This is a genomic window from Vibrio sp. 10N.286.51.C3, assembly GCF_003050065.1.
Classification (GTDB): Bacteria; Pseudomonadota; Gammaproteobacteria; order Enterobacterales; family Vibrionaceae; genus Vibrio; species Vibrio crassostreae.
Map to the genome: position 1 here is coordinate 77,187 of NZ_PIGC01000004.1, position 18,090 is coordinate 95,276.

Below are 18,090 nucleotides of genomic sequence, written 5' to 3' on the forward strand. Positions count from 1 at the left end.
TGATGTAAAAAAGGCTTTGGGGAGCAATCCAAAGCCTTGTTGGTAAGCTTATGACCTACTGGGGTACTAAAGGTCATGAGCTTTATTTTGTGTTTAGATATACCTTAATAAAGTGACCTAGCTACCTAGCCCTCAATCAACAAAATACGAGTCTCATAAGGGCGCAATACTTGATGATGCGATGTTACTGAGTCGTCTGTCTCTTGATAGTTAGCAAGCAAGCACTTGGCATTCGTCATATCAAAACGTTCCGGTAAAACACATTCCGTCTCTTCACCATAATAGTTATTAACACACAGCAGAGTCTGCCCTTCGCTCTCGCGAGAATACGCAAATATAGATAGGTGCTCAGGTAGCAAATCTTGATAACTACCATGAGTAATCACAGGCACCTCTTTACGAAGTTCAATCAAACTCTTGTAGAAGTAAAAAACAGAGTCTTTATCTTCTAGCGCTTGCTCAGCATTGATCTCAGGGTAGTTGTTCGCAACATCCAACCATGGCTGAGCCTTCGAAAAGCCCGCGTGCGCTTCACTGTTCCACTGCATCGGCGTACGAGAGTTATCACGAGATTTCTGTGCAAGAATCGCCATCATATCTTGATGAGCCACACCATCACGGTTAACCATGATGTCATACATGTTGGTGCTCTCTACATCACGATACTGGCTTATCTCAGTATAACCCGGGTTAGTCATGCCAATCTCTTCACCTTGATAGATATACGGCGTGCCTTGCATCATGTGTACAGACGCAGCCAGCATCTTCGCCGACTCAACACGATACTGCTGATCATCACCTAAGCGGCTCACCACTCGCGGTTGGTCGTGGTTACACCAGAACAATGCGCCCCACCCTTTGCCGTTCAAGCCTGTTTGCCAATGATTGAAGATCGACTTGAGCTGTAAGAAATCAAACGGCGCATTAGTCCACTTCTCACCATTGGTGTAATCGACCTTAAGGTGGTGGAAGTTAAACACCATTGATAGCTCGCTGTTATCAACATTTGAGTATTGCTGACAATGCTCCAACGTAGTTGAAGACATCTCACCTACAGTCACGCTGCCGTACTTCTGGAATACTGCTTCGCTGATCTCTTTCAGGTATTCGTGTACACGTGGGCCATCAGTGTAAAAACGACGACCATCACCGATATCATCGTTAGGAAAATCTTGTTGTTTCGAAATAAGGTTGATCACATCCAAGCGGAAACCATCAACGCCCTTCTCTGCCCAAAAGCTGATAACGTCCTTCACTTCTTCGCGTACAACTGGGTTCTCCCAGTTGAGGTCAGCCTGTTCTTTGGCGAATAAGTGTAGGAAGTATTGCCCAGTCGACTCATCTAGTTCCCACGCATTACCACCGAACTTAGACTGCCAGTTAGTTGGTGCTTGGCCATCTACTGGATCTTTCCAGATATAGTAGTCGCGGTATGGGCTGTTTTTGTCACCCAATGCCGACTGAAACCACGCATGTTCTGTTGAAGTGTGGTTTACCACGATGTCCATCACGATACGAATACCACGTTGGTGCGCTTCAGCCAGCAATAAGTCGAACTCTTCCATGGTGCCGAATTGCGGGTTAATCGCGTAGTAATCTGAAATATCGTAGCCGTTATCGATCATTGGGGAAGCGTAAACTGGGGTTAACCAAATTGCATCCACACTCAAGTGTTTAAGATAATCCAGTTTTGAAATGATCCCTTTGATATCGCCAGTACCTTTACTGCCACTATCACAAAAGCTCTTTGGGTAGATTTGATAGATGGTTGCGGTTTTCCACCAACTTTCATCATGCTCAGTCATCGCCATCTCTAACACTCACTTACCAGAAAATATAAAATAAAAATCACCATGTGAATCATGGTCGAATAGCCGTTATAACTAAAAGAAAAAGCTATAACTAAGAGAAAAAGCGATGGCTCACTTTGAAGCCATCGCTTATTTAATGCATTACGCGTTGGCGGTTTCTAGCTCGCCTTTCATCTGTGCTCGTTTATAGAAGAACAGTGTTAACGTGACGGGTAGTACAATCGCCACCAGCATCGCAATTAAGTAAATAGACCAATATTGCGGTTGAATCGATAAGATGCCCGGCAAGCCACCAACACCGATACCATTCGCCATCACACCTGCACTACCACAGATTGCAGCCGCTGCAGCACTGCCGATCATTGCGCTCAGCATTGGGAATTTGTATTTAAGGTTGATGCCGTACATCGCTGGCTCTGTTACACCTAAGTAAGCAGAGATTGCTGCTGGAACCGAGATGTCTCGTTCACCTTCGCGTTTACTTAAGATGATGATGCCAACGACCGCTGAAGCTTGTGCGATATTTGATAGCGCAATCAAAGGCCAGATTGGCGTGCCGCCTAAGTCTTGCATCAATTGTAGGTCGACTGCGTTGGTTGTGTGGTGAATACCCGTAATAACCAAAGGTGCGTATAGGAAGCCAAATACCACTGAACCAAGAATCGCAAAGTCACCCGTCATTGCTGCTTTAGCCGCGAATGCTACGCCATCACCTAACATACGGCCAAATGGACCAATGAAAGCGTGAGCTAAAATCACAGACAAAATAATCGATACAAATGGCACGACAACAAGGTACAGATAAGAAGGTACAATACGCTTAAGGTTAGTCTCAATGAACGCCAGAGCCACACCCGCTAGCATCGCAGGGATCACCTGTGCTTGATAACCGACTTTCTCAATCACGAACAAGCCAAAGTCCCACACCTCAGGTACCGATTTACCTATCATGTAAGCGTTCATCAATTGCGGGGAAACCAAGGTTACACCGAGCGTGATACCCAAAATAGGGGTTCCGCCAAGCTTCTTAACCGTCGCCCAACACACACCAACCGGTAGGAAGAAGAAAATCGCTTCGCCAATCAGCCATAAGAAAGAGTGAACAGTTGCCCAGAATTGGCTGATTTCAACGAGGGTTTTGCCGTCGAACATGCGAATGTCGCCAATCACATTACGGAAACCAAGAATCAGACCACCAGTAATGATGGCAGGCAGCAGTGGTACGAAAATTTCGGCTAAATGGGAGATACCACGCTCAAGGAAGTTCATATTTTGACGAGCGGCCAGCTTAGACTCATCTTTTGATGACGCCTCTTTACCCGTTTGCTCAATCAGAAGTGCGTACACTTCATCAACTTCAGTGCCAATCACGACTTGGAATTGGCCTGCGTTAGTAAAACAGCCTTTTACTAGCTTCAGTTTTTCGAGTTCAGCTTTGTTGGCCTGCTCTGTATCGTTCAATACAAAACGCAGTCGAGTCAGACAATGGCTGACACTCGCAATATTTTCTTTGCCACCGACTAACTCGATAAGACGCGCAACGTCTTGCTTCGCTATCTTACTCATACTACCCCACCCTGGTTTCATTCAATTACTCATCTAAACCATGCAGTGATAACCACTCAAGATTCAGATTTATGGGAACATTCCCAATTACAGTTATTATAATGCCCGCATGAATGATAAATTTAAATGGGAACAGTCCCATTAATTGAAAGAGATCACACTCTAATTTTAATCTAAGCGGTTAAATTTCGCTTAATTGAGTGGATTATAGAATCGGAGATTGAGTGTGATGAGAGATCTCTGAATTGCCTAAAAGCTGAGAGATCAATAGATTAGCCGCCAACTTACCTGCAGATTGATAGCCTGGATCAATACTAAATACGCGAGGGAACAAGAAAGAGAGAAGATCATTGCCACCAACGCCTGTTACAACCACATCTTCACGTTGTAGTTCTTGTAGACGCTTGATCACGCCAAGAGCCAATGTGTCACTAGCACAAACAAGTGCTTGAGTTGTAGGAGTCAGTACCTCATCCACCAGCTGATAAGCGCTTTCATGATGAAGTTGGCCAGTACGATAGTTCGCAATCACTCCAGTGCTTTCACACCAATCGAGGTAAGCCTTAAGACGCAACTCACCGGTTGATTTATCGCTAGGATCAACACCAATAAAACCGACATCTGAGATACCCTGATCCGATAGATGCGCTAACGCACTATTGATCACCTGTTGGTTATCATAGTTAATCGACGTTACGTTCTCGGTATCCAGAGCGATAACAACGGCTTTGTGTTCCCACGCTTCGATCGCTGGAATGTCACAGTCCGTAAAGCCAAACACAATAATGCCATCAACGTTACGACGCTTAAGAACCTGAAGATGCTCGTTGGCTTTATCTCTATCGAGTTGGCTTTCCATGATCACCACGTCGTAATCCGCTCGATACAACTCAGCTAGCATGGTGCTAACGGCTTTGTTTTCAGAGGGAGAATCTAAACGAGAGATGATCACGCCGATGACTTTTTGACTGCCACCACGCATTGATTGCGCAGACTTTGAAGGCGTGTACCCAGATTCTTGAATTACTCTTTCCACCCTTTCACGGGTTTCAGGTTTCACTTTTGGATCATTGGTCAGAACGCGAGATACGGTTGACTTACCAACACCGGACAGCTTAGCAATATCGAGAATAGTGAGTTTTTTGCTCATAAAAAGTCTAACGTTAAAGGGAAGAGAAAAAAAAGTGAGGGTAGATCCCCTCACTTAACTGTTTGTAAATCTTAGGAGTTAACTATGACTTACTTTCGACAATTTTTATAGACGACACGACCAAGTTCTAGACGTGCGTTGTCACCTTTAGTACGTAAAGTGACGCTATTGATCAGTTCAGAGGTTCCATCATCTAAGATGTACTTCGTTCCTGAACCTGCCGCTATTTGAGTGAGGCGATATTCATTCTCTGGCAAACGTAATACCGCTTTTTCATTACCAAGGTAAGCGACCTTAAATGAAGCGTCAGACTCACATTGATAAGTCACGAATTGATCGTCCGATACTGCACCATCAGGCGCTGCGGATTTAGAACACCCGAACAACGCTACCGTACATAGAGATGCTATCAACAATGCTTTCATGCTACGTTCCTCATCTTTATATAGTGAACAACACTTATATCTAAGTGAAAGAGACTTAGTGTCTTAACCTTTTAAGAAAGCAGGTACATCTTTAATGCTATCAAGTACCACACTAGCTAACGCTTCACCCTTTTCAGTGATTGGCTTACCGGTTCTTACCAGTACTTTTGTGCCAACACCTGCCTCTTCTGCAGCCATCATGTCTTCAGCTTTATCGCCGATCATGACCGAGTTAGCCATATCAATCTTCAGAAAGTCACGAGCAGAAATGAACATACCTGGCTTTGGTTTACGACATTCACAATCTTGCTTGTAGTCACCAATACCGTGTTCAGCGTGGTGCGGGCAGTAATAGATGCCATCAAGCTCAACGCCGTTATCGACAAAGTTCCAATCCATCCACTGCGTCAGAGAAAGAAAACGGTCTTCACTAAACATGCCGCGAGCAATACCAGATTGGTTGGTCACTAGCACCAATAAATAACCCATATCTTTAAACGCTTTCGCCGCTTCAAACACACCATCGATGTATTCAAAGTCATGCTCATCATGTACGTAGCCGTGATCAACGTTAATCACACCATCACGATCTAAAAAAACAGCAGGTTTAGACAAAATTTTGTTCTCTATCAACTCTCTATTAATCATTAATTATTACACGCTTTATTTGCTTCATCACTATCTATTTAGTTTTGCGTTCGTTAACGATTTGTTTCTAGCTTATCAATACAATCGACGTTTAGCCGTCTAGACGTAAAAATATCTATTGACTTAGATCATAGAACACCATAGCATCGTCTGTAAATCGAGCGAGCTATCGACATATTATTCTGTTCTACCTGCACGGGTTTCTCTATGATTAAAGTGAATCAAGTCAACAAGGTTTTTTATCAAGGCACTAAAGAAATCAATGCCTTAATTGATATCAACCTCCACATTCCTCAAGGTCAAATCTTTGGAGTCATCGGCTCTTCAGGTGCAGGCAAAAGTACCCTAATCCGCTGTGTAAATATGTTGGAAGCCCCGACTTCAGGTGAAGTGATTGTTGACGGTATCGACCTGACAAAACTCAGCAAATCTGAACTTAGCGAAGCGCGCCGTAATATCGGCATGATATTCCAACACTTCAACCTGCTGTCTTCTCGTACTGTATTTAACAATGTAGCACTGCCTTTAGAGCTTGCTGGTAAAGATAAAGCAATTATTGAAGCGAAAGTGAGTGAGTTACTTGAACTCGTTGGCTTAGCTGATAAGCGTGACACTTACCCTGCAAATCTAAGTGGCGGTCAAAAACAGCGTGTTGCGATTGCTCGTGCCCTGGCCTCTGATCCGAAAGTACTTCTGTGTGATGAAGCGACCAGCGCATTGGATCCTGCGACTACCCAATCGATTCTTGAGCTACTGCGTGAAATCAACCGCAAGCTGAACATCACGATCCTGCTTATTACGCACGAGATGGATGTGGTTAAGAGCATTTGTCACGAAGTGGCGATCATCGGCGGTGGTGAATTGGTAGAGAAAGGCACAGTTGGTGACATCTTTGCTCACCCTAAAACTGAGCTTGCGCATCAATTCATTCGTTCAACGCTGGATCTGACGATTCCCGAAGATTACCAAGCACGCTTGCAACAGACTCGTGTAAACAGCAGCTACCCGCTGGTACGCCTTGAGTTTACTGGTGCTACGGTTGATGCTCCGTTGATGACGCAGATTGCACGCAAATTCAATATCGATGTCAGCATCCTAAGCTCTGACCTTGATTACGCCGGCGGTGTGAAGTTCGGCATGATGGTTGCTGAACTGTTCGGTAATGAAGCAGATGATAATGCTGCTATCCAATTCCTACGCGATAACAATGTAAAAGTAGAGGTGCTTGGTTATGTCCTTTAGTTTCAACGAGATTGCTGACTGGATCAGCCTTAACGGTAACCTTCTATTAGGCGCAACAGGCGAAACACTTTACATGGTTGCTGTCGCTGGCATTGTAGGCTTCGCTGTCGGTATTCCACTAGGCGTGATTCTACACACGACTAAAAAAGGTGGCCTGTTAGAGAACACCAAAGTAAACAAGATTCTAGGTGCGATTGTGAACGTCGGTCGTTCAGTGCCTTTCTTAGTGTTGATGGTTGCGATTATCCCACTGACTAAGATGCTGATTGGTACCTTCATCGGTACAACAGCAGCGATTGTTCCACTGACAATTGGCGCTATCCCATTCGTAGCTCGACTTATCGAAAGTGCACTACTTGAAGTACCAACAGGTCTAGTAGAAGCAGCTCAATCGATGGGCGCAACACCAACACAAATCATCAATAAGGTTCTGCTTCCTGAAGCACTACCGACTATTATCAACTCAGTAACGATTACGCTAGTGACGTTGGTGAGCTACTCGGCAATGGCAGGTACTGTAGGCGGTGGTGGTCTAGGTGATGTCGCGATTCGTTACGGATTCCACCGTTACGATGTGACCATCATGGCTGTAACGGTAGTGATGTTGATTGTGCTTGTACAAATTATTCAATCAATCGGTGATTCATTAGTTCGCCGCGTTGACCACAGATAAAGACTCAGCGTTTAAACGCAAACTATCTAAGACAAGAGTCGTCTGAACCAAATTAAATAGATTTATTAAAAGGAGATTATTATGAAATTTAGCCTTAAAGGTTTACTTACTATCGCAGCAGCAGCATCAGCGCTAGTACTAGCAGGTTGTGGTGATAAAGAAGTGGATACTTCTAAAGTAAAAGTTGGCGTAATGGCAGGTGCTGAAGCGCAAGTTGCTGAAGTTGCAGCTAAAGTAGCAAAAGAGCAGTACGGCCTAGACGTTGAACTGGTTACTTTTACAGATTACGTAACACCAAACGCAGCACTGGATGATGGCTCTATCGACATCAACGCATTCCAACACGCACCGTACCTAGATCAGCAAGTGGCTGACCGTGGTTACAAACTGACTATCGCTGGTAACACGTTTGTTTACCCAATTGCTGGTTACTCTAAAGAAGTGAAATCTGTAGACGAAATCCAAGACGGTGCTCGTATTGCAGTACCAAACGACCCTACAAACCTAGGTCGTTCTCTACTGCTTCTTGAGCAACAAGGTCTTCTTGAGCTTCGTGAAGGTGCTGGTCTTCTAGCAACTGTTCGTGACATCGTTAAGAACCCTAAGAACCTAACAATTGTTGAACTAGACGCAGCACAACTGCCACGTTCTCTTGATGATGTAGCGCTTTCTATCATCAACACAACTTACGCGAGCTCTATCAACCTGACTCCACAAAAAGATGGCGTATTCGTTGAAGACAAAGATTCTCCTTACGTAAACCTAATCGTTTCTCGTGAAGACAACCTAAACGCTGAAAACGTACAGAACTTCGTTAAAGCTTACCAAACTGAAGAAGTGTACAACGCAGCTTCTGATATCTTCCAAGGTGGCGTAGTTAAAGGTTGGTAATCACCTAAACTGCAGCATCGTATAGATACCCGAAGGGGCTGACATAACGTCAGCCCCTTTTTATTTACGGCAGTTTTTTATGTACCGCAATTAGTTAGAAAGGCTCGACTTACCACCAAGCTTCCACTTGCATACCAACGCTCATTTCACTGTTTTTTCCTTCACCGAAGGCATTGTCGTTTTCTGCATCATTTAGGTAAGTGGCGAAGATACGAAATTCAGGACGAGACCAGAAACCCACTTGTGGAACCCAAGCCTGAGCGATTGTAAATTTACCACCCGCCCCATCTTTGTTATCAATCGTTTCTACAAAACCACCAATTTCAAGAATGGTACGCATGCGCTTGTCCCACTTATAAAGCGGACGGATTACAGCACTGAACGACTCATCATCACTGTTATTCGCACCAACATCCGATGACGCGGCATAACGAACCGTGTGACCAAATTCGATGTTCTCACCGATAGCAAGCACACCCCAGTTAATCAATCGGAAGCCATCCGCATCGTTGTTATTTACATCACGAACGATGCCCTTACCTGTACCAAAGGTTGTCATCTGCTCCGCATAACCAGAGTTAGCCACTTGGAGAATGGTTTTGTTGAAACCACCCGCTAGTTTTTGATTTAGGCTGGCAGTCAGCATCACGCTATCATCCGCGTCCACCGTTTGGCCCTGCTTTTCATTGGCGAAGTTCATATCAATACCGACCTCAAGATCAGCATTTTTCCACAATGGAATACCCGCATAACGTATATCAGCAATCATGGCTGTGGTTTCTTTGCCATCAAACACATCGCCAGTAACCGTGTCTTGAATCAAAGCCACCGATAATTTACCTGGTCCCATATTGATGTGTTCAACCCCCGCACCAATACCGCTTACATCCCAGTAGTAGTTATCAACGATGTGAACATCATGGCGTTGGTAGTAGCGCTCACCCGCCCAAATACCAATATCTTTATCTTCAAAAAGCCCTACTGCTTGAACATTGAGTTGAACTACATCAACGCTTTTATCCGCCGCGTTCTCATCTTGGCCTTGCCAGTACGACAACATGGAATCAACTAAAAATGAAACGTCGTCCTCAGCATACACTTCTTTTCTAAAACCAAACTCGCCATACAGGTCATTTTCGTTGCCGAGTCGTCCAACTTTACTCACCTCCCACTTGCTGTTTGAGCCGCCTTCATTACTCAGGCCAACGCCTCCGCGCATGTAGCCATTGAACTCTAATGGTGTGGTTTCATCAGCGTATAAATTAGGTGCAAGTAAAGCAGTAGAGAGTGCAGCAGCAATAGGTAACAGTTTCATCGTCCATTCCTTTCAGATCTAGAATTAGGTTATCACTTATAAATGGGAACATTCCCATGGGATCGATCCCATTTATATTGAGCAGAATATAAATTGAAAGAGAACTGATTGATTACTGTGATCCAGTTAACTATTGAAATGATCAAAAGTTGATGGGTGTGGAATTATTTCGGTGAATACATGAGGACTACAGAGAGAGACATACAGCACAGAATGAGCGTACTTAAGGGCGAAATAGATTCGACAATATTGGAAAAGCCCAATACTGATTAATGCTCAATATGGAGGTCAAAGAAAGAGAAACAGACGAGAAGCTAGCAGAGAGAAAACAGAGGAATAAGTATCGAAGTATTGATCAACACTTCGATACCTTGAATCGAAAATTAAGCTTTATGGATTACTTAAGATGATCCCAAGAGATGTTTGATACAAGACGGCAGTCATCACACTTGAAATAGAAAATATCGTGGATAGGCGCATCTAGCAGCCATTCGCCACCACATTGCGGGCATTTGCGCTCTTTTTCAGCTTTTAAGCTAATGCCACCCACGCGGTACAAGTAGTAATAAGTCGGGATCTTCGTGAGATATTCAATGCGTCCTCTCAAGCCCCAACCGCGTTTGAACAACACACTTTTAGTATCACTAATCTCTGTCAGAGTTGCGTGTTCAGCACGACAACCACCACCCATTTGGACTTCATCACAAGCTTGCCATTCAGTCTGCCATTTCAATACGGCTTTATGGTCACCATTGAAGGTTGGCGGGTTGCGATACAGAGGGATCGGCAACAAGCTGTCACCACTGCGTAGCGGCGAACAGGTATGAACGAACGTCGTGTACAACACCTGCCAGCTTGGCGCTTCGTCTTCGGCCACTTCTTCAGAGTTAAGATCTCGCCCCAGTAAACGTATTTTAGGCGCAAGCAGGCTCGCGTTAGACAAGCGATCAAAACACACTTTTACGAAATCTGAGTGGTTACGCGGGTGCAAGCTGTCTTGCTCTGGGCAGACAACGCGAACATAAAATTCGCCGTCACCCATCACGATAGGAAATTCACGACCCAACACTTGCCCGTTATAACGAAGTGCATCCATTAAGCCATTAACAGCCTTGTCGACAGCGCTTACCGTTGTGTTGTCAAAACACTCAAATTGAAGTTCTAGTACGTACATCTATTTATACCGCTGGTTGTAGCTTTTCTAAAAATTCTGCCAATGTCTCGGCTAGTACATCACGATTTTTGGTGCCTAAGCGCTCCAAAATCACGTTACCCGTTAGGTTACAGATAGAGATAACATCCAGCTCTGCATCGGTCGCGGCAATGAAAACCGTAGGCTTTAGCTTCAAGCGACGCTGAGTCACTAGGTGACCCAAAATGTTTTCTTGTAGGCATTCGAAGTCTTCATCACTCCAAATCTGTAATAGAGTCAGCTCGTTACCATCAAAAGTCGCATTCATATCTGCGCTGAATTGTGCGCCATAGAAAGTCTTGATGTCTTCATGCAGAGTCAACTCAATACCGGTTTCAACGTTGGTGAAATCCGCGAATTGCTCACGTGGATAGTGCTTCCACAACACGGCGTCGCCACTCTTTTCTTCTACGCATGGCGATACGATGTCCACCAACTCCTCATTACGAGGTAAGCTTTGGTGTTGCTGCTGCCACGCGTCAACGTATCGCTGACTGAAAGAAAGTAGTGCGTCTTGAGCACGTTGAGTCATGAAAATCTCCTAAACACATAATAATAAATAGAATCTGGGCCTTTCCTTGCCGAATAAGCGATGACTTAATGACAGGGTAATGGGGATTCAGTAAAATCGACCCCATTCTAATCGAATTTGAAACGAAAGTATGAGCAAATATTCTGACGCAAAAGAGCTAGCGGGTTTAACCCTAGGCCAAAAAACTGAGTACTCTAACCAATACGATGCAAGTTTATTGCAACCAGTGCCTCGTAGCCTTAATCGCGATGATCTTGCGCTAAACGGCGAGCTGCCTTTTGTTGGTCATGATATTTGGACTATGTACGAGCTTTCGTGGCTAAACACCAATGGCCTACCACAAGTGGCTGTTGGCGAAGTTTTCATCCCGGCAACCAGCCCAAATTTAATTGAATCAAAATCTTTCAAACTGTACCTGAACAGCTACAACCAGACTCAATTTGAAAACTGGGAACAAGTCACTGAGCGCCTGACCCAAGATTTGTCAGCATGTGCAGGCGAAACCGTCATTGTGAATGTAAACTCAGTAACCGACTACACCAACCAACCTATCGTAACGATGGAAGGCGAATGTATCGACAACCAAGACATCCACATCACTAGCTATGACTTTGAAGCATCACTGCTTGAGGGCGCTGCTGGCGAACAAGAAGTCGAAGAAACACTGCACAGCCACCTATTGAAGTCGAACTGTTTGATCACTAATCAACCGGATTGGGGCAGCGTTAAGATCGCATATTCAGGTAAGCAAATTGACCGTGAAGCTCTGCTACGCTATTTAGTTTCTTTCCGTGAACACAACGAATTCCACGAACAATGTGTCGAACGTATCTTCACTGACATCATGAAATACTGTGGTCCATCGAAGCTAACCGTATTTGCTCGTTACACGCGTCGTGGTGGTCTGGATATCAACCCGTACCGTTCAACAGAGCAAGATAGACCAAGCCACAACAAGCGTATGGCTCGCCAATAATAGGCATACAAACCACACACTTATTGGAACCTACCTCATCTTTAAAGGGACATTGAAATGCGTTGGTTATACGTCGTTAGCCTATTTATTTTAAGCTTAAGCACATCGGTTAATGCGTCGGTCTACTCGTCGGCGCTGCTCAATGAAGCCAATAACTTGGTTGAGATCGAGCCGAGCCAAGCAAAACAAATGGCCAACAGCTACCTAACGCTTCGTGTCCTTTCCGATCAACGCGAGAAAAGCCCTTCTGCTATTTCTCGCGAAGAGACAGACTCTTCTATTCGAACACCAAACAGCAGTATCGATGCGTATAAGATCTTAGCTAAAGCAGAGTACAACCTTGGCAATATTCGCATTGCTATCAAGCACATCGAAAAGGCCTCTGAGCTAGCGAAGACCTATAAGCTTGATTACCTAAAGCTGGATCTCCAGATCCTAAAAGTTCGCTTGGTTTGGCTTAATGATAGAAAATCAGCCAAAGCAAAATCAGAGCTAGCAGGTATTGAAGCAAACCTAGAATCGGTGAATAAAACCTTACGCTTGACGGAAGGCATCACCTATCGCTTGATCATGTTAAAAGCCGACATCGCCTCTTACGACAACAAGGTCGACGAAGCTGAGAAGTTCTATCAAGAAGCCAAAACCTACCTCGACCAGCGCTACTCTGAAAAAGTCACCATCGACTACCACATCTCAGTCGGTGAGTTTTATCTGACCCACAAAGAGTACAACCACGCGCTGTCTGAGTTGTTGTATGGCTATTGGAAATCAGTCGAAGGCAACCTGAGTTCACGCTTGGCCAAGGTAAACCGCCTACTTGCTCAGCTTTTCTTTGAGCGCCAAGTTTTAGATAAAGCGCTAGAGCACCTTTCTCAAGCTGCTGATTTCTATGATAACTTTGAAAACTCACCTGTCTTAGCGCAAGTGCTTAAGAAAATGGGTGACGTGTACTTCTATCAAGGGAAATATAACCTTGCCCTGGTGCACTTCTTCAACGTTCTTGATCACGAAAGTACTGACCGAGATATCCACGAAGTCATTGATATTCGCCTAAGCCTATCAGCGACTTACCTACGCCTTTATAATTACCCTTTAGCAGAACAGTACCTAACACGTGCCCTTGAGCTGCTGGAATACACCGACATACCAAAGCTGGAAGGTCGTGCCGCACTGTTATCGGCTGGGTTGGCTTATCACCTGCAAGAAAGCGAAGACGTGATTAAGCATGCAACACGCGCACTTGAGATCTCACGCCAGATAGAAAACATGCGCCTTTCACAACGCTCGTACTACTTACTTTCTTTAGGTTATGAGCAGGCTGGTCGTCCACAGCAGGCGCTAGCAAACCTCAAGCAGTACAACAGCCTTGTTTCTTTAGAGCAGCAAAAACTTAACCGTGTTGGCGAAGATGCATTCCGCCAACAGAAAGAGTTTGCCGAGCAGACCTTGCACTATGCAGGCCAAGCGCAAGAGCTAGAAAAATACAAACTGGAGCATCGTAAGTTCCAAAAAATATCGTTCGCCCTATTCTTGTTCAGCATTGTCTTGTTCTTCTTTGTGCTACGCCGAGGCTACCTCATTCAAACCTTGGCCAAAGAAGTGGACTCACTACGCACAGATCTCTTTACGCACTCGCGTTCGAAGCTTCCTAACCTAAGAATGCTCAATGCGAAGCTCTCAAACTCTTTGGAGCAAACCAGCCAAACCTTTGAGCAATGGCAGATGGGTGAATTGATTCATGAACCACTGAACGACCGTTTGCGCTTTGTGATGATTGATTTGCCGTTCTTGCGCAACATGTACACGCAGAACGGTTACAAAGCCGGTTTAGAACTGGAAGATGCTTTCGGTGAATTCCTCAAATCTAAGCTTGAAGGTCCAGCTCGTGTTTACCACTTCTCGGATGCGAACCTGCTTTATATCGAGCCCAACGCCGACCGTGATTTATCGCCTGAGGCCATGTTCAGAAAAATTCAATCTTGGGTGAATGACTTCGAAACAGAGCGTAACATCAACCGAACGGTCCGTATGGGCATCGCTGACTACCCGTTTTTACCACGCGCTTACACCGCAATTAACGATCAAGAGTTGCTCGACGTATTATTGATGTCGACCAATCTAGCTCGTGAGATCAGCCTCAAAGAGCGGAGTAGCCAATGGGTATACCTAAAAGCTATCGATAATGCACCAGCAGCGAGCCTTGCAACTGGTAACATAAGAGAAGCGTGTAAACATGCGATTAATCAAGGGTTAATAAAAATACAATCGTCGTACCAGAATGAGGACAACATCAAAAAAATGCTAAAAGATGACTGATTTGCGAGCGGTTAAGAGCGGCAAGTCGTGACCTTATTTTTAGTTTTGTTATTATCGATGTAACGGAATTTCATCAAAATGATCGAGATCGGTCTACGCGGCGCTAATTAATACATCTATGGGCATTCTTGAAAAAGACATTCAGGCGCAACTCCACCAGCTGAAATCTCAGTTGGAGCAGGTCCGTTTGACGCAAAGAGACACTTCGTTCAAGTTTATTAGAGAACAGAAAGTTCTAAAGCGTATCGTCACATCTTTAAGTGATGCATGTGTTGGCAGTAACAGTCATTTAGATGAAAATCTCATTGCCCTTAGGGAAGAGCTAGAAAAGCAAAAAGACATTAGCTCGATGATCCCAAAGCTGGCAGTATTAGAAAGGATGCTTAAGCAGAAAACGTTGGCTATGGATAAACAGAACGGATATCTGGACGATAGCATTAAGCACAGTGGGGAAACGCTGCAGCGCATAACAGGCCTTCCAGCGCAGCTTAAACGCGACCTACGAAACTTACTTAGCTTCTCCGAATGCAATGGCAGTCAAAAAGTCGATCATGCCATGAAACTTCTCGGTATTTATGAGCGTGCCATTAAGATTATGGCGAATAACTCACGCACTCATTTTGCCGACGCTACGTATTCTCCGGAACAAGAGCTCCTTTCCGACCTATCAAATGAATTACAACATCTGATCACTGAACTTGATTTCGAGGGTGAATCGGGTGATCTCCTTACCGATATTCGAGCGAAGCTGCTGCTTGGTGTTTCCACACAAAACCTACTTGAGTTGACACTTCAGATCCTCAAACTGGTCATTGAAGGCACCAACCTAGAACGTAAGAAGTCTGAACAATTTGTTGATCAGCTTAATTCATCTCTAGCTTCCAGCATCAAAACGGCAGACCAAAATACCGACCAGAGCCAAAGCTACTTTGAGCACCGCCAAGGGCTTAACTCTGAGTTAAATGAACTTGTCACTAAGAGCCAAAACTCTGTAGAGAAAGCAAAAGATATTGATAGTTTAAAGCGCTCGATTAACCCGCTGCTCAGTGAAATAGCCTCTCTTTCGGAAAGATTGAACCACGCAGAGCAAAAAGAACAAGCTCTAATAGAGAGAATGAATTACGGAAAGACTCAGTTAGATTCACTGTATGAAGTCACCCAAGATTACCGTAAGCGTTTGGAAGATCAGGCTCAACGCATGCTGCTTGACCCGCTGACAAAGGTTTACAATCGCACCGCCTTTACTGATCGCTTAGAGCTTGAGTATCGACGCTGGATCCGTGCGCAACACTCATTAAGAGTAGTGCTGCTCGATATAGACAACTTCAAAGCGATTAACGATAGCTTTGGTTATACCGCGGGCGACAAAGCACTCAAAATCATCGCAAGAACCATCACCAAAGAAGCAGGTACCACTGATACTGTGGCGCGTTTTTCAGGTGAAGAATTTGTCTTATTGCTGCCTGAGCAAACTGATGAATATTGCCACCAGGTCATTCAAAACATCCAAACTCAAGTAAGTCGTTTGCCCTTTAAGTTCCGTGACCAACAAATCACGATTACCTTGTGTGCGGCAAGCACTCAGTTTAAAGAGTCAGATACACCAGAAGAAGTATTAGAGAGACTCAATAAGACGCTAAACAAAGCAAAGCAACGCGGTACTAACCAACTTGTTTGGCACTAAGCCAACCTTAGATTTAATTTATTTCATTTTTTCAAATACTTATCACATACCATTTCCCTCAATGTTTGCTAAGCTAATGATTAACATTCGCTTAACAAGCATTCTTGGCAAGCAACGCTGTCGTATCCGTTTCGTCTGGTTAACTCTCTCCCACCTTTAACCAAACACTTTCAACGTTTGCTTCTCACTCTCGAGCCAGAGGGTCACTTCAACGTCCCCTGCTCTTTTCAACAAGGAGGCACTATGATCACTCATATCAGCCCTGCCGGTAGCATGGATTTACTCTCTCAACTTGAGGTTGAGCGTCTTAAGAAAACCGCGTCTAGTGATCTGTACCAACTGTATCGTAACTGTACGTTAGCGGTACTCAACTCAGGTAGCCACACCGACAACTCCAAAGAGTTACTCGACAAGTATCAATCGTTTGATGTTGAGGTAGTGCGACGTGAGCGTGGTATCAAACTCGAGCTGAGCAACCCTCCAGAGCATGCCTTTGTCGATGGTGAAATCATCAAAGGTATCCAAGAGCACCTATTTTCAGTGCTGCGTGACATTGTTTACGTCAACATGCACCTCGCAGATAACCAAAGGCTCAACCTGACTAATGCCACTCACATTACCAACCTCGTATTTGGTATTCTGAGAAATGCAGGCGCACTTACACCGGGTATCGAGCCTAACCTGATTGTATGTTGGGGTGGTCACTCTATTAATGCCACTGAATACCAATACACTCGCGAAGTGGGTAATGAACTTGGCCTACGTGAGCTGAACATCTGTACCGGTTGTGGACCGGGTGCGATGGAAGGGCCAATGAAAGGCGCGGCTATTGGTCACGCTAAGCAACGTTATACTGATCATCGTTACTTAGGGCTGACAGAACCTTCAATCATTGCCGCTGAGCCACCAAACCCAATCGTGAATGAGCTGGTGATCATGCCAGATATCGAGAAGCGTCTTGAGGCATTCGTTCGTATGGCGCATGGCATCATCATTTTCCCAGGCGGACCCGGCACGGCCGAAGAGCTACTGTACATCTTAGGGATCATGATGCACCCGAATAACGCCGAACAACCAATGCCGATTGTCTTAACCGGCTCGAAAGAGAGTGAAGCCTACTTCCGCTCTATCGATAAGTTCATCGGTGAAACCTTAGGGCCTGACGCGCAGAAGCATTATGAGATCGTGATTGATGATCCTGCTCGCGCTGCGAAAATCATGAAACAAGCGATGCCAGATGTGCGCTCTCACCGTAAAGAGACCGGCGATGCCTACAGCTACAACTGGTCACTGCATATTGAGCCTGAGTTCCAACTGCCATTCGATCCGACACACGAATCTATGGCGGCGCTTGATCTTCATATGGACCAAAAAACAGAGAGCCTAGCCGCTAATTTACGTAAAGCGTTCTCAGGTATTGTCGCAGGTAACGTCAAAGCTGAGGGTATTCTGGAGATCGAGAAGCACGGTCCATTCCTGATTGATGGCGACAAAGAGCTAATGGCCAAAATGGACCAACTGCTGAATGACTTTGTGGAGCAACATCGAATGAAGCTACCGGGTGGTACGGACTACGTGCCTTGCTATAAGATTGTGTCTAGTAGCTAATAATAGCAAGCGACTGATAACAGGTGACAAGCGTAAAACTAAACAAGTCCTGACGTATACG

General features: G+C 44.9%; 15 protein-coding genes. 7 read left to right on the top strand and 8 right to left on the bottom strand.

Annotation, left to right across the window (positions count from 1 at the left end; translation table 11 throughout):
- Positions 1 to 125 precede the first annotated feature (125 nt).
- From treC to gmhB, 5 genes are all read right to left on the bottom strand, one after another.
- Entirely contained in the window at positions 126 to 1,811 is a 1,686-nt protein-coding gene (gene treC, locus CWO27_RS05455) for an alpha,alpha-phosphotrehalase (RefSeq protein ID WP_102478914.1), read from the bottom strand.
- A gap of 141 nt (positions 1,812 to 1,952) precedes the next feature.
- Complete coding sequence (gene treB, locus CWO27_RS05460; RefSeq protein WP_102478915.1) at positions 1,953 to 3,377, bottom strand: PTS trehalose transporter subunit IIBC; 1,425 nt, start codon at positions 3,375 to 3,377, stop codon at positions 1,953 to 1,955.
- Positions 3,378 to 3,582: 205 nt separating this feature from the next.
- Positions 3,583 to 4,527: a trehalose operon repressor TreR gene (treR, locus tag CWO27_RS05465; protein ID WP_019824953.1), complete on the bottom strand. Its 945-nt coding sequence runs from the start codon at positions 4,525 to 4,527 to the stop codon at positions 3,583 to 3,585.
- 89 nt (positions 4,528 to 4,616) lie between these two features.
- Positions 4,617 to 4,952, bottom strand: coding sequence for an MliC family protein (locus tag CWO27_RS05470; protein ID WP_048664565.1), 336 nt, complete (start codon positions 4,950 to 4,952; stop codon positions 4,617 to 4,619).
- Positions 4,953 to 5,015: 63 nt separating this feature from the next.
- Positions 5,016 to 5,600, bottom strand: a complete 585-nt coding sequence (gmhB, locus tag CWO27_RS05475) for a D-glycero-beta-D-manno-heptose 1,7-bisphosphate 7-phosphatase (protein WP_170960820.1) — start codon at positions 5,598 to 5,600, stop codon at positions 5,016 to 5,018.
- 207 nt (positions 5,601 to 5,807) lie between these two features.
- Here gmhB and metN point away from each other — a divergent pair, with 207 nt between their 5' ends.
- The 3 genes from metN (at position 5,808) to CWO27_RS05490 (ending at position 8,406) form a co-directional block, all read left to right on the top strand.
- The gene (metN, locus tag CWO27_RS05480; RefSeq protein WP_048661199.1) at positions 5,808 to 6,842 is read left to right on the top strand and encodes a methionine ABC transporter ATP-binding protein MetN; all 1,035 of its coding nucleotides are present in this window, start codon (positions 5,808 to 5,810) and stop codon (positions 6,840 to 6,842) included.
- Positions 6,832 to 7,515 carry a methionine ABC transporter permease gene (locus CWO27_RS05485; protein ID WP_017060764.1) on the top strand — a complete coding sequence of 228 codons (684 nt, stop codon included), beginning with the start codon at positions 6,832 to 6,834 and terminating at the stop codon, positions 7,513 to 7,515. The genes metN and CWO27_RS05485 overlap by 11 nt, the downstream gene beginning before the upstream one ends.
- 81 nt (positions 7,516 to 7,596) lie before the next feature.
- On the top strand, positions 7,597 to 8,406 hold the full coding sequence (locus CWO27_RS05490; protein ID WP_017630795.1) for a MetQ/NlpA family lipoprotein: 810 nt from the start codon (positions 7,597 to 7,599) through the stop codon (positions 8,404 to 8,406).
- Positions 8,407 to 8,515: 109 nt separating this feature from the next.
- Here CWO27_RS05490 and CWO27_RS05495 read toward each other — a convergent pair whose 3' ends face one another.
- From CWO27_RS05495 to syd, 3 genes are all read right to left on the bottom strand, one after another.
- On the bottom strand, positions 8,516 to 9,721 hold the full coding sequence (locus CWO27_RS05495; RefSeq protein WP_107898683.1) for a carbohydrate porin: 1,206 nt from the start codon (positions 9,719 to 9,721) through the stop codon (positions 8,516 to 8,518).
- 397 nt (positions 9,722 to 10,118) lie between these two features.
- Positions 10,119 to 10,895 (bottom strand): Zn-ribbon-containing protein, encoded by a 777-nt coding sequence (locus CWO27_RS05500; protein ID WP_102478917.1) that lies wholly within the window; start codon positions 10,893 to 10,895, stop codon positions 10,119 to 10,121.
- A gap of 4 nt (positions 10,896 to 10,899) precedes the next feature.
- Positions 10,900 to 11,445, bottom strand: coding sequence for a SecY-interacting protein (syd, locus tag CWO27_RS05505; RefSeq protein WP_017089736.1), 546 nt, complete (start codon positions 11,443 to 11,445; stop codon positions 10,900 to 10,902).
- A gap of 130 nt (positions 11,446 to 11,575) precedes the next feature.
- Here syd and queF point away from each other — a divergent pair, with 130 nt between their 5' ends.
- From queF to ppnN, 4 genes are all read left to right on the top strand, one after another.
- Positions 11,576 to 12,421 (top strand): NADPH-dependent 7-cyano-7-deazaguanine reductase QueF, encoded by an 846-nt coding sequence (queF, locus tag CWO27_RS05510; protein ID WP_102478918.1) that lies wholly within the window; start codon positions 11,576 to 11,578, stop codon positions 12,419 to 12,421.
- Positions 12,422 to 12,478: 57 nt separating this feature from the next.
- Positions 12,479 to 14,737: a tetratricopeptide repeat protein gene (locus tag CWO27_RS05515; RefSeq protein ID WP_048658093.1), complete on the top strand. Its 2,259-nt coding sequence runs from the start codon at positions 12,479 to 12,481 to the stop codon at positions 14,735 to 14,737.
- 118 nt (positions 14,738 to 14,855) lie between these two features.
- Entirely contained in the window at positions 14,856 to 16,421 is a 1,566-nt protein-coding gene (locus CWO27_RS05520) for a sensor domain-containing diguanylate cyclase (protein ID WP_048664561.1), read from the top strand.
- A 243-nt stretch (positions 16,422 to 16,664) separates the two neighbouring features.
- Positions 16,665 to 18,029: a nucleotide 5'-monophosphate nucleosidase PpnN gene (gene ppnN / locus CWO27_RS05525; protein WP_107898684.1), complete on the top strand. Its 1,365-nt coding sequence runs from the start codon at positions 16,665 to 16,667 to the stop codon at positions 18,027 to 18,029.
- The last annotated feature ends 61 nt before the right edge of the window (positions 18,030 to 18,090 follow it).

Excerpts from the sequence above, each read along its gene's own strand:
- treC (WP_102478914.1), bottom strand. The coding sequence starts at position 1,811 with ATGGCGATGACTGAGCATGATGAAAGTTGGTGGAAAACCGCAACCATC.
- treB (WP_102478915.1), bottom strand. The coding sequence starts at position 3,377 with ATGAGTAAGATAGCGAAGCAAGACGTTGCGCGTCTTATCGAGTTAGTC.
- treR (WP_019824953.1), bottom strand. The coding sequence starts at position 4,527 with ATGAGCAAAAAACTCACTATTCTCGATATTGCTAAGCTGTCCGGTGTT.
- CWO27_RS05470 (WP_048664565.1), bottom strand. The coding sequence starts at position 4,952 with ATGAAAGCATTGTTGATAGCATCTCTATGTACGGTAGCGTTGTTCGGG.
- gmhB (WP_170960820.1), bottom strand. The coding sequence starts at position 5,600 with ATGATTAATAGAGAGTTGATAGAGAACAAAATTTTGTCTAAACCTGCT.
- metN (WP_048661199.1), top strand. The coding sequence starts at position 5,808 with ATGATTAAAGTGAATCAAGTCAACAAGGTTTTTTATCAAGGCACTAAA.
- CWO27_RS05485 (WP_017060764.1), top strand. The coding sequence starts at position 6,832 with ATGTCCTTTAGTTTCAACGAGATTGCTGACTGGATCAGCCTTAACGGT.
- CWO27_RS05490 (WP_017630795.1), top strand. The coding sequence starts at position 7,597 with ATGAAATTTAGCCTTAAAGGTTTACTTACTATCGCAGCAGCAGCATCA.
- CWO27_RS05495 (WP_107898683.1), bottom strand. The coding sequence starts at position 9,721 with ATGAAACTGTTACCTATTGCTGCTGCACTCTCTACTGCTTTACTTGCA.
- CWO27_RS05500 (WP_102478917.1), bottom strand. The coding sequence starts at position 10,895 with ATGTACGTACTAGAACTTCAATTTGAGTGTTTTGACAACACAACGGTA.
- syd (WP_017089736.1), bottom strand. The coding sequence starts at position 11,445 with ATGACTCAACGTGCTCAAGACGCACTACTTTCTTTCAGTCAGCGATAC.
- queF (WP_102478918.1), top strand. The coding sequence starts at position 11,576 with ATGAGCAAATATTCTGACGCAAAAGAGCTAGCGGGTTTAACCCTAGGC.
- CWO27_RS05515 (WP_048658093.1), top strand. The coding sequence starts at position 12,479 with ATGCGTTGGTTATACGTCGTTAGCCTATTTATTTTAAGCTTAAGCACA.
- CWO27_RS05520 (WP_048664561.1), top strand. The coding sequence starts at position 14,856 with ATGGGCATTCTTGAAAAAGACATTCAGGCGCAACTCCACCAGCTGAAA.
- ppnN (WP_107898684.1), top strand. The coding sequence starts at position 16,665 with ATGATCACTCATATCAGCCCTGCCGGTAGCATGGATTTACTCTCTCAA.